The sequence below is a fragment of the Petrachloros mirabilis genome (assembly GCF_975968855.1).
Genome location: NZ_CDLUDY010000224.1, coordinates 1 through 9615 on the forward strand (window position 1 = coordinate 1; position 9615 = coordinate 9615).

General features: G+C 57.7%; 11 protein-coding genes. 2 read left to right on the plus strand and 9 right to left on the minus strand.

What is annotated here, in order from left to right:
• Positions 1 to 197: 197 nt before the first annotated feature.
• Positions 198 to 1196 carry a sugar phosphate nucleotidyltransferase gene (locus ACWVCN_RS09295; RefSeq protein ID WP_455245301.1) on the plus strand — a complete coding sequence of 333 codons (999 nt, stop codon included), beginning with the start codon at positions 198 to 200 and terminating at the stop codon, positions 1194 to 1196.
• Between the two features lie 11 nt (positions 1197 to 1207).
• The gene (locus tag ACWVCN_RS09300; RefSeq protein ID WP_455245302.1) at positions 1208 to 1456 is read left to right on the plus strand and encodes a DUF2934 domain-containing protein; all 249 of its coding nucleotides are present in this window, start codon (positions 1208 to 1210) and stop codon (positions 1454 to 1456) included.
• 36 nt (positions 1457 to 1492) lie between these two features.
• On the opposite strand, the gene hypE is transcribed toward ACWVCN_RS09300, so the two are convergent.
• From hypE to ACWVCN_RS09345, 9 genes are all read right to left on the minus strand, one after another.
• Positions 1493 to 2548, minus strand: a complete 1056-nt coding sequence (gene hypE, locus ACWVCN_RS09305; RefSeq protein ID WP_455245304.1) for a hydrogenase expression/formation protein HypE — start codon at positions 2546 to 2548, stop codon at positions 1493 to 1495.
• A 29-nt stretch (positions 2549 to 2577) separates the two neighbouring features.
• Complete coding sequence (gene hypD / locus ACWVCN_RS09310; protein ID WP_455245305.1) at positions 2578 to 3711, minus strand: hydrogenase formation protein HypD; 1134 nt, start codon at positions 3709 to 3711, stop codon at positions 2578 to 2580.
• Entirely contained in the window at positions 3708 to 3965 is a 258-nt protein-coding gene (locus ACWVCN_RS09315; RefSeq protein ID WP_455245307.1) for a HypC/HybG/HupF family hydrogenase formation chaperone, read from the minus strand. The genes hypD and ACWVCN_RS09315 overlap by 4 nt, the downstream gene beginning before the upstream one ends.
• A gap of 22 nt (positions 3966 to 3987) precedes the next feature.
• Positions 3988 to 6324, minus strand: a complete 2337-nt coding sequence (gene hypF, locus ACWVCN_RS09320) for a carbamoyltransferase HypF (RefSeq protein WP_455245308.1) — start codon at positions 6322 to 6324, stop codon at positions 3988 to 3990.
• Positions 6321 to 6656 carry a hydrogenase/urease maturation nickel metallochaperone HypA gene (locus ACWVCN_RS09325; RefSeq protein WP_455245309.1) on the minus strand — a complete coding sequence of 112 codons (336 nt, stop codon included), beginning with the start codon at positions 6654 to 6656 and terminating at the stop codon, positions 6321 to 6323. The genes hypF and ACWVCN_RS09325 overlap by 4 nt, the downstream gene beginning before the upstream one ends.
• A complete protein-coding gene (locus tag ACWVCN_RS09330) occupies positions 6656 to 7138 on the minus strand; it encodes a hydrogenase maturation protease (protein WP_455245310.1) in 483 nt (160 codons plus the stop codon). The genes ACWVCN_RS09325 and ACWVCN_RS09330 overlap by 1 nt, the downstream gene beginning before the upstream one ends.
• Positions 7135 to 8463: a Ni/Fe hydrogenase subunit alpha gene (locus ACWVCN_RS09335; RefSeq protein ID WP_455245312.1), complete on the minus strand. Its 1329-nt coding sequence runs from the start codon at positions 8461 to 8463 to the stop codon at positions 7135 to 7137. Before ACWVCN_RS09335 ends, ACWVCN_RS09330 begins: the two co-directional genes overlap by 4 nt.
• A gap of 25 nt (positions 8464 to 8488) precedes the next feature.
• Positions 8489 to 9328, minus strand: a complete 840-nt coding sequence (locus ACWVCN_RS09340) for an NADH-quinone oxidoreductase subunit B family protein (RefSeq protein WP_455245313.1) — start codon at positions 9326 to 9328, stop codon at positions 8489 to 8491.
• A gap of 45 nt (positions 9329 to 9373) precedes the next feature.
• A partial coding sequence (locus ACWVCN_RS09345; protein WP_455245314.1) for an iron-sulfur cluster-binding protein occupies positions 9374 to 9615 on the minus strand: 242 nt, incomplete at its 5' end.

The following is a 9615-nucleotide window of genomic DNA, read 5'->3' on the forward strand; positions in this document are numbered from 1 at the left end:
ACTGGACCGATGCAACGGTCGCTGCCAATCAGAAGAACACATCTCCAGGTCTTTCAAGCTCCTCCGGCCAGGGATCTTCCCTCGCCCGTCGTCGGTGGCGGTGGTAGGGCTAACCGGACAGCTTCAAATAGGACGGCTTTCGCATATCAAGCGCATATCAAGCGGCACTAGGAAGCCCCGGAGAAAGGACTGCGATCATGACACTTCACGACGAAGAAAAGAGAACTGTGTGGTCCATTGTGTTAGCTGGGGGAGAAGGCGAACGGGTGAGGCCACTCGTTCTGCGGTGGCTGGGCCGGCATCGGCCGAAACAATATTGCGCTTTTGTCGGAACACGATCGATGTTTCAACACACTGTTGATCGCGCGGCACGGCTGACGTCTGCAGAACGAACGCTTGTTATCGCTGCGCGCCACCACCGATCCGACGTGAAATCGCAATTGCGCGGTCGGACCATCCGAAAACTGGTCCTGCAACCAGCCAATCGCGACACGGCTGCCGGCATTTTCCTGCCGCTCTCCTATTTACGCAGGCACGCTCCGCAGGCGATCGTGGTCATTCATCCGTCTGATCATTTTATCTATCCAGAGCATCGCTTTCTCTCGACAGTGCGGCAAGCGGTAGCCTCGGTCGAATCGATGCCGGAACGTCTCATGCTGTTAGGTGTTCAGCCGGATCGACTGGAAGTGGAGTATGGATGGATTCGTTGCGGTCCTCGACTGAACGGCTCTCCTCTACATCCTGCATATGCAATATCTTCGTTCTTGGAAAAACCTGAAGCCGCTGAAGCCGATGCGGCGCTTCGATCGGGGGGACTCTGGAATACGTTGGTCATCATCGCAACGGTGGAATCATTATGGCAAGCCGGAATGGATTGTTTCCCCGACATGATGCCGCTCTTTGAGCAACTGGTTTCGGCATGGGACACATCGGGCGAATCATCAGCCCTTAAGGCGATCTATCGGAAGATGCCCGCCTATAACTTTTCTTCCCATTTGCTTCAGCGTATCCCCGACCGTGTGGCGGTGATGGAATTGAACGGCGTGCTGTGGAGCGATTGGGGAAAACCGGAACGGATCGCCGAAACGCTCCGCCGTATCGGGAAGCCGCCGGCGTTCCCCCTGGAATGCCTCGATCGGCCGTTTATCCCGCACCCGGTGCCCGAGTCCGCTGGTGAGGCGTTGGCATCCGCCTGAGGAGATTCGCGATGTCGCCACGGAAATTCGATTCCGGCGGGAAGACAAAGAATACCAAGAGGGCCCTCAAGAGTCCAAAGGAGAGTTCCGCACGGAGTACGCGTAAAGCTGTCACCTCGAAGGATTCGAAGAGAGTGCACGACAGGATCGCCCTGCGGGCTTACGCCCTGTATGAGGAGCGCGGCTATCGACACGGATGGGACCTGCAAGATTGGTTGGATGCGGAGCGGGAGATCCTGAGCCACGAATTACGATCCTAGGCCTGTCCTGTGAGGAAGAGTGCCCTTCTGCGGATTTCAGCAGATCCTAGGCAATTGTTCCCCGGACAGCAGATCGAGGAAACGGTGTGTTCCTAACACTGTTTTGATGGTAACGGAAGGCCTATCGCTCCGACCGACCTTGCCGATCACTGAAGCTTCCCTTGCAACAGTATGACTGCGCAATACACCTAAGGCGCGCTCTACTTCACCATCCGGCAAGAACACGACAAATCGCCCTTCGTTGGCAACGTAGAGCGGATCCAGCCCCAGCACTTCACAGGCTCCTTGCACTTCTTCACTGACCGGAATTACCCGCTCATCAAGCAGGATTGTCACTCCGGCGGCGGCAGCGATTTCATTGAGCGCGCTCGCAAGCCCCCCTCTGGTCAGATCGCGGAGGCAGTGAATCTCTACCCCTGATTTCACTAGATCCATCACCGCTTCGTGCAGCGGCGCAGAATCACTGGCGACACCGCCTGAAAACGACATGCCCTCCCGCGTACTTAATACCGCCACGCCGTGTCGACCGAGATCGCCGCTTAGAAGAATTGCGTCACCGGGTTCGACTCTCCGAGGTCCGACACTGATTCCCGAAGGCACGATGCCGACTCCGGCAGTATTGATGAAGATGCCGTCGCCCTTTCCGCGATCCACGACCTTGGTATCACCGGTAACGATGGAAACATTGGCGTCGCGCGCGGCTTGAGCCATCGAATCCACGACCCGCTGCAACGTCTCGATCGGAAGCCCTTCTTCCAAAATAAAGCCCGCGCTGAGCCACAAGGGTTTCGCCCCGCACATGGCCAAATCGTTTACTGTGCCGTAAACCGCGAGACTGCCGATGTCGCCACCGGGAAAGAACAGTGGATGCACAACGTACGAGTCCGTTGTAAACGCCAGCGTTCCTTCGGGGACGGATCCTGTCGCTCCGTCATGTAAACATGAATCGGGAGGATAACCAAATGAACGAACGAAGACGTCTTGAATGAGGCGCTGCATCAGTATCCCTCCGCCTCCGTGCGCCATTTGCACGTTGTTCTGGTTGAGTGTCGGTACCGGACATTGCACTTCGAGGCCTTGATGGCGATTCATATATCACTCACGTCCTGTTCTGCCGTTGTTTATGCCTGAATCCCCTCGCCTAGCGCCCCGGACTTTGCGCCTGCGCGATAGCGATAATATGCGGCGCAGGCTCCTTCGCCGGACACCATCGGAGCCCCCAGCGGATGTTCCGGTGTGCACCGTGTTCCGAACGCTTCACACTCGACCGGCTTCATCAGCCCTTGAAGGACCAATCCGCTCCGGCACGTCGAATCATCGATTTCCTCTGATCGGCTGTCCGTTAATTCTTGCTGATACCGTAAAGCCGCATCGAATCGTTCATAGGTTCGTGTAAGCTTCAGCCCGCTTTGCGGAATCACACCGATCCCTCTCCAAGTCCTAACGGTCGGCTCGAAGACCTCTGCAATGATCGACCTCGCCTCCTGATTCCCCTTTTCCCTTACCGATCGGACATATTGATTCTCGACGAATGCTCTCCTTTGCTCCAATTGTGAGACAGCCATCAGCACCCCTTCGAGAATATCGACCGGTTCGAAACCTGTGACGACGATGGGCACGTGAAACCTTGCCGCCAACGGTTCGTACTCTTCATAGCCCATGATGGTGCACACGTGCCCTGCAGCGAGAAATCCTTGTATCCGGCACGCCGGAGCCGAGAGAATCGCTTCGATCGCCGGAGGCACAAGCACATGGGCGACCAATAGACTGAAGTTCTGCAATCCACGTGTACAAGCCAGCTGGACTGCCATGGCAAAAGCGGGAGCCGTCGTTTCGAATCCAACCGCGAAGCAGACGATCTCTCTCTCCGGAAGGGTCTCGGCCAGCTTGATTGCATCGAGCGGCGAGTAGATGATTCTGACATCACCGCCGGCCGCCTTCACGGCAAAGAGATCTTGTTGTGAACCCGGCACACGCAGCATGTCGCCGAATGTGCAAAAGGTGATGCGTGGGATAGAGGCAAGTCGGATCGCCTGATCGATCAAAGCGACCGGTGTGACACAGACGGGACACCCTGGCCCATGCACCAACGTCACGTCCTTCGGCATCAGTTCGTCGAGTCCAAAACGTACAATGGCGTGGGTCTGTCCGCCACAGACCTCCATAATGGTCCAGGGCCTCGTGACGGTGCTCGCAATGGCGGCGGCTAATGTTTCCGCATGGTCACGCCGCCGAAAATCGTCGACGTATTTCACAAGTCCATTTGTCCTTCGGTTGTGCTCGCCCGGCTTCCCTCCAATTCTCTGTACAGAGCCAGCGAACGGCGAGCCGCCGTTTCATCCAATCGACTGATGGCAAACCCCACGTGTACGATCACATAGTCGCCTACCCGTACGTCTGGCACCATGGCTAACGATACGGTTTTTGTTACACCGGCGAACGAAACGGTTCCCGTCCGCAAAGGATCGTTCTCTATCGCCACCACCTGTCCAGGTACCGCCAGACACATATTTTCAGGAACCTACCTCGTTCTATTGCGAACTCCTCAGTCCCAACCGGCATGCGGCGATCACCGCCTGGCCCAGCGACAACCCTCCGTCATTCGGCGGGACTTGCCCATGAGTCAACACGGCAAAACCTGCCGACTCGAGCCGTCGCGTTGCGAGATCGACCAATAGCGCGTTCTGAAAACACCCTCCTGTGAGTGCGACATGCTTCAGGCCGACCAGCTCCGCAACCTGGCCGATGAGCTCCGCCAGCGAGCAATGGAATCGGTAGGCGACGAGCGATCGGTCAACCCCGCACTCGATATCATGCACGATTCGCTCGATCATCGGCCGCCAATCTGCGATCCACGGCTGCCCCTCTTCTGCCTGTGCTTTCAACTGAATCGGATACAGTTCGCCATCACGCCTGTGCAGTGCCGAGGCCGACAGTGCTGCCTGCTCCAACATCATCGCCGCTTGCCCTTCGAAGGTTGACACATGACAGAAACCAAGTATCGACGAGACTGCGTCGAAAAGCCGTCCCGTGCTCGTCGTGATTGGAGACTGAATCTGATGATCGAGCATGGCGAGGAGATGATTCTCCTGGACAACCCTGCTAGATTCTTGCAAACGACCGAAGTGACATTTCTCAGTGCCGAATGTTTCATACCGGACGGCCAACGCAACCCGCCGCGGCTCCCGCACCGCCTGCACGCCGCCAGGCAACCGGAATTGGTGCACGTGAGCTATGCGACGACAATCCTGATACGTCGCAACTAAAAATTCGCCGCCCCAGATCGTACCATCCGTTCCGTACCCGCCGCCGTCCCATACTACCCCCAACACTTCGCCGGTTACCTCCCGTTCAGCCATGCAGGATGCCACATGTGCATGATGGTGTTGGATCCGGACGAGTGGCACGTCCCACCCGGTGGCAAGATCCTCTGCCAGCCTTGTCGACCGGTAGTCTGGGTGGAGATCGCAGGCCACAGTACCAGGCGTTATTCCAACCAGCCATTGCAGATCATCAATGGCCTGACGAACGGCCCACTCTGTCTCAACAGTGGAGAGATCGCCAAGATGTTGGCTCACCAGAACGCGATCGGCTTCAAGAAGCGAAACCGTATTCTTCAAATGCCCCCCGACGGCCAATACAGGCCCCTCGATGTCGAGGGCCAGACCTTGAGGCAGAGGAATCGTCTCCGGAACCAGGCCGCGGGCCCGGCGAAGGATAATAGGCCCTGTTTCCGCCATTCGAACAACGGAATCATCCATCGGACGTTGGATGGCGCGGTCGTGAACAAGAAATGCGTCCGCAATGTTCTTCATCTGCCGCACCGCCGCATGCTCATCCATGACGATAGGTTCATCCGATCGATTGCCGCTCGTCGCGACGACCGGAATTCCCAGTTCTTTTGTCAGCAGATGATGCAGCGGGGCATAGGGCAACATGGCGCCGACCGTCGAATTTTCCGGTGCAACCCCTTGCGCCAGGCTTGCTGTATCCAGCCTTGGAAGAATGACGATTGGGGCTTTCGGCGATCTCAACCACTCTGCTTCGTGGGAAGAAACGGCGCAACACTTGCGAATCGCTTCCATCGAAGGGAACATAACGGCAAATGGCTTATGGGGACGCTGCTTACGATTGCGCAGGCGCCTGACGGCTTCCTCGGACGTCGCATCGACCCAGAAGTGAAATCCACCGATCCCTTTCACCGCCACAATCGCGCCGGAGCGCATCATGTCACAGGCCTTATGCAACGCCCCGTCACCAACATCTAACACGGCTCCATCCCATCCCCATAAAGACACCCGGGGGCCACAAACCGAGCAGGCGATAGACTCCGCATGAAACCGCCGGTCAGCAGGATTCTCATACTCAACCCGGCAAGCCTCACAGAGATGGAATCGTGACATCGTGGTGTTTACCCGGTCATAGGGCACGCCGGTCACCATGCTGAAACGCGGTCCGCAATGCGCGCAGGAAAGCCATGGATAGTGATAGCGGCGATTATCGGCATCGAATAATTCCGACACACAATCGCCGCAAGTTGCCAGGTCGGAGGTTATTGGGAGTTGTTTTGCGCCCTCCTCACAGCTCGGCTGAATCGTGAAAACCTCTTCCCCGATCGGAGCAATCGACAGGACACTTATATGATCAATTCTGGCTCCCGGCGGACCGGCTGTCCGAAGCCGTTCGACAAGTCGGTCGATCGCATCGGCCGTTCCCTCCGCTTCGATTACCACTCCGTCTCCCCGATTCTTGATCCATCCGCCCAACCCCAGTTCGCTCGCTGCGTGATAGACAAAGGGCCGGAACCCGACCCCCTGAAGGGTTCCCTCGGCCTTCACCTGGACTCGCACCGCCAATCCTATGGTCATTCCGTCACCATGACGTCCTGCACGATCACTTCCGGAACGTCATCGAGTACGATTTCCTGCGAACCACAGGCCGTACAGACGTCCCCAATGCGCTCGACGTTCGAAGCCGAGCCACATGAGCGACAACAGGCCTGAATCGGAACAGTCGACACCTCGAGCCGGGCTCCTTCGACGCGCGTGCCGATACTCGCCAGTTCGAATGCCGACTGCAGCGTCAGGAGATTGTGTCCGGCGAGGTGCGATAGAGAACTGACCTGCAGTCGCACGACAGCGGGCGTTGCGTTCTCGCTCCCTCGAAGAGCCTGCTCGACCGCCTTCACTACTTGATGCATCACATGTACTTCGTGCATTCAACCTCTTGAAGTTCCAAGCATACTTTCTCAACAACTTTCTCCATTCCGGCGCGCACATTTTCAGAAAGGGCCGCGCCAGATTCTAGGGACTCAACCACAATGCCATAGAACACGGTGTACTTCGGTAGCCGTTCCAAGGTCCTGGCCAGGTCGATGGCTGCGGCCAGGCCCCAAGCGTGGGTCGAGCGCGGCATCATCGTTCCCCATCGGCTCGCCGTCGACAGATCAAGGCGGACAACCTCACCAGGCTGTCCCCCACCGTTCACTGCGTCGATCAACACCACATGATCGGCGCCCTCCAAGAGTTCGAGAATGGCCAAGCCGTCCCCCTCGGCCTCGGTGATGTCGATGGCCGGACCGAGCCGCCCTCGGAGCCGCTCCACAGCCGACAATCCGACCGCATCGTCGCCCCGCCAGCGGTTACCGATGCCGATGACACGGATCGTCGCTCGTTCCTTCATGCGGTCGCCTCGCAGATTTCCAGTTGCAGAAAGTGGGTCGCGCACGAAATGCAGGGATCGTAGCAACGAATGACGCGCTCACATGCCAATGCTGCCTGCTTCGTTGAGAGGTTCAGCACCTGCGGCACGAAGGCGCGAAGATCTTCCTCGATTCGGAGCTGGTTCTGGGAGGTCGGCGGGATGATCTTGGCCTCCCGGATCACACCCTGCTCGTCGACGGCGTAACGATGATAGAGAAGGCCTCTCGGTGCTTCGGTACAGGCCATGCCGACACCGGCTCGTGCTGTAACAGGAACCGAAGCCTCGTGCGGCGTTTCGTATTCGTCAATCACCCGCAGCGCTTCTTCAATCGCAAACAGGATTTCCGCCGACCGCACGACGATCATCTCGAAAGGATTGTTGATCGTGGCATGCAATCCGATGTCTCGCAGGACTTCTTTAGCCAATGGAGTCAACCGTTCTCTATTCAGATTGAATCGAGCAAGCGGGCCCGCAAGATAAGATGCGCGGTCCAAGGTACAGTGCAGCGCGTTTGAATGCGGCACTTGCGACTCTACGAAATGCTGTTCGAAGTTTTCGGCCCGGATGGACAACCCCCGACTGGATGCCACCGGTCCTTCATTGAACGGATATTCATCCGAAGGGTTGAGCGCCACAAAGGTGTAATCCTGGGCGAACGCCGGCTTCTCGAAGCCGGTCACCCACCGCACTGTTTCAAACGCTGAATCCCGAGCCCAGAGCAATTCATCTCTGAGCCCGTTCAACTCGGAGCGCGTCGGCACGCGCGAGAACCCTCCGACCTTGACCGAAACCGGATGGACCGATCTGCCACCCAAGAGCGTGAGTAAGTGATTTCCCGCCTTTTTGAGACGGAGCCCCCGCGTCACGGCATCACGATGATCCTTCGCCATGTCGATTGCGCCGTCGTACCCGAGAAAGTCCGGCGCATGCAACATATAGACGTGCAAGGTATGACTCTCGATCCATTCGGCGCAATAGATGAGTCGCCGGAGATCACGGATCGAGCGCGGGATCCGGAGGCCGAAGACCTGTTCCAGCGCATGAACCGCGCTCATCTGATAGGCCACAGGACAGATGCCGCAGATGCGGGCCACGATATCCGGCACCTCGCTGTAGTGCCGACCGACCAGGAACGCTTCAAAATAGCGCGGCGGTTCGAAGATCCTCAGTTCTACGTCATGCACCTCGCCGCCCTTCACCGTGACTCGCAAGGCACCCTCGCCTTCCACCCGCGCGAGCGTTCCGATGGCGATCGTTCTCGTCCGCTTTCCCTTCTCCCGCGTCTTGCTTCCGTTGCCTTTCACTCCTCACCTTTCGGCCTTCAGATATTCACTGCTCCCTTTCCCATGCACCACTTTCATGTTTGAACGATTCCACGTATCCGTTGATGCCTCTGAATCGCCGGACAATCTCCACTGGAATCAGGTTGAGTCCTTCATTGAACTGTTTGGCTAGCGAGCCGGTGTTCGGCGGTAAGCCGGGACCTTTTGAATGCCCATCGCTCGGACCGAAGCAGCCATAACAGTCCCGGCCCATACCGGGACAAATCGCGCCGCAGCCGGTCTTCGTGACCGGTCCAAGGCAGGGTATGCCCTTCGTCACCAATACACAGACGTACCCCCGCCGTTTGCACTCGATGCATACACTGTCGGTCGGCAGCCACGGCTGGACTCCCGCCGCAAGGTCCGTAATGACTCGCAATAATTGTCTCTTGTCGATGGGACACCCCCAAAGTTCGAAGTCGACACGGACATGCTCGGAGATCGGAGTGGAGGTGCTGAGACTTCGGAGATATTCGGGACTTGGATAGACGGCTTGCTTGAACGCATCGACATCCGCCCAATTTCGAAGCGCCTGGATGCCGCCTGCTGTCGCACAAGCCCCGATCGTCATTAACTTCGTGGCTTGCTCGCGCACGGCCAGAATCCGCTCCGCATCGTCAGGCGTCGTAATAGAGCCTTCGACCAATGCCAGGTCGAACGGGCCTTCTCTCATGGCGCTCGACGCCTCCGGGAAATAGGCGATATTCACCGTTTCGCTCAGTGCCAGCAGTTCATCTTCCAGATTCAAAACGCTCAGCTGGCAGCCGTCACATGAAGCGAATTTAAAGACGCCAAGCTTGAGCCGCTTGGTCCGTGAAGGTCTCGCGTTCTTCCTCCTGGCACTCATGTGGCCCTCAACCTGTTTGCCGACTACTCCGCACCCGTTGGATTTTCAGACGCCCCCTCGTCCCAACCACCCTGACACTCGGTCGTACGGCATGACCGGTCCATCTTTGCAGAGAAAATATGGCCCCATCTGGCAATGTCCGCAAAGGCCGATACCGCATTCCATATGCCGCTCCAGGGATACGTGGATCGCGGACGGCAGCACGCCGCGCTCGACAAGGATAGGAGCCCCCAGCCGCATCATGATCTCGGGACCGCACATCAACACCACAGTCCTCGCAGGATCGA

What these genes read in the sequence shown, in the direction of transcription:
- ACWVCN_RS09295 (WP_455245301.1), top strand. Translation starts at nt 198, where the DNA reads ATGACACTTCACGACGAAGAAAAGAGAACTGTGTGGTCCATTGTGTTA.
- ACWVCN_RS09300 (WP_455245302.1), top strand. Translation starts at nt 1,208, where the DNA reads ATGTCGCCACGGAAATTCGATTCCGGCGGGAAGACAAAGAATACCAAG.
- hypE (WP_455245304.1), bottom strand. Translation starts at nt 2,548, where the DNA reads ATGAATCGCCATCAAGGCCTCGAAGTGCAATGTCCGGTACCGACACTC.
- ACWVCN_RS09315 (WP_455245307.1), bottom strand. Translation starts at nt 3,965, where the DNA reads ATGTGTCTGGCGGTACCTGGACAGGTGGTGGCGATAGAGAACGATCCT.
- hypF (WP_455245308.1), bottom strand. Translation starts at nt 6,324, where the DNA reads ATGACCATAGGATTGGCGGTGCGAGTCCAGGTGAAGGCCGAGGGAACC.
- ACWVCN_RS09325 (WP_455245309.1), bottom strand. Translation starts at nt 6,656, where the DNA reads ATGCATCAAGTAGTGAAGGCGGTCGAGCAGGCTCTTCGAGGGAGCGAG.
- ACWVCN_RS09330 (WP_455245310.1), bottom strand. Translation starts at nt 7,138, where the DNA reads ATGAAGGAACGAGCGACGATCCGTGTCATCGGCATCGGTAACCGCTGG.
- ACWVCN_RS09340 (WP_455245313.1), bottom strand. Translation starts at nt 9,328, where the DNA reads ATGAGTGCCAGGAGGAAGAACGCGAGACCTTCACGGACCAAGCGGCTC.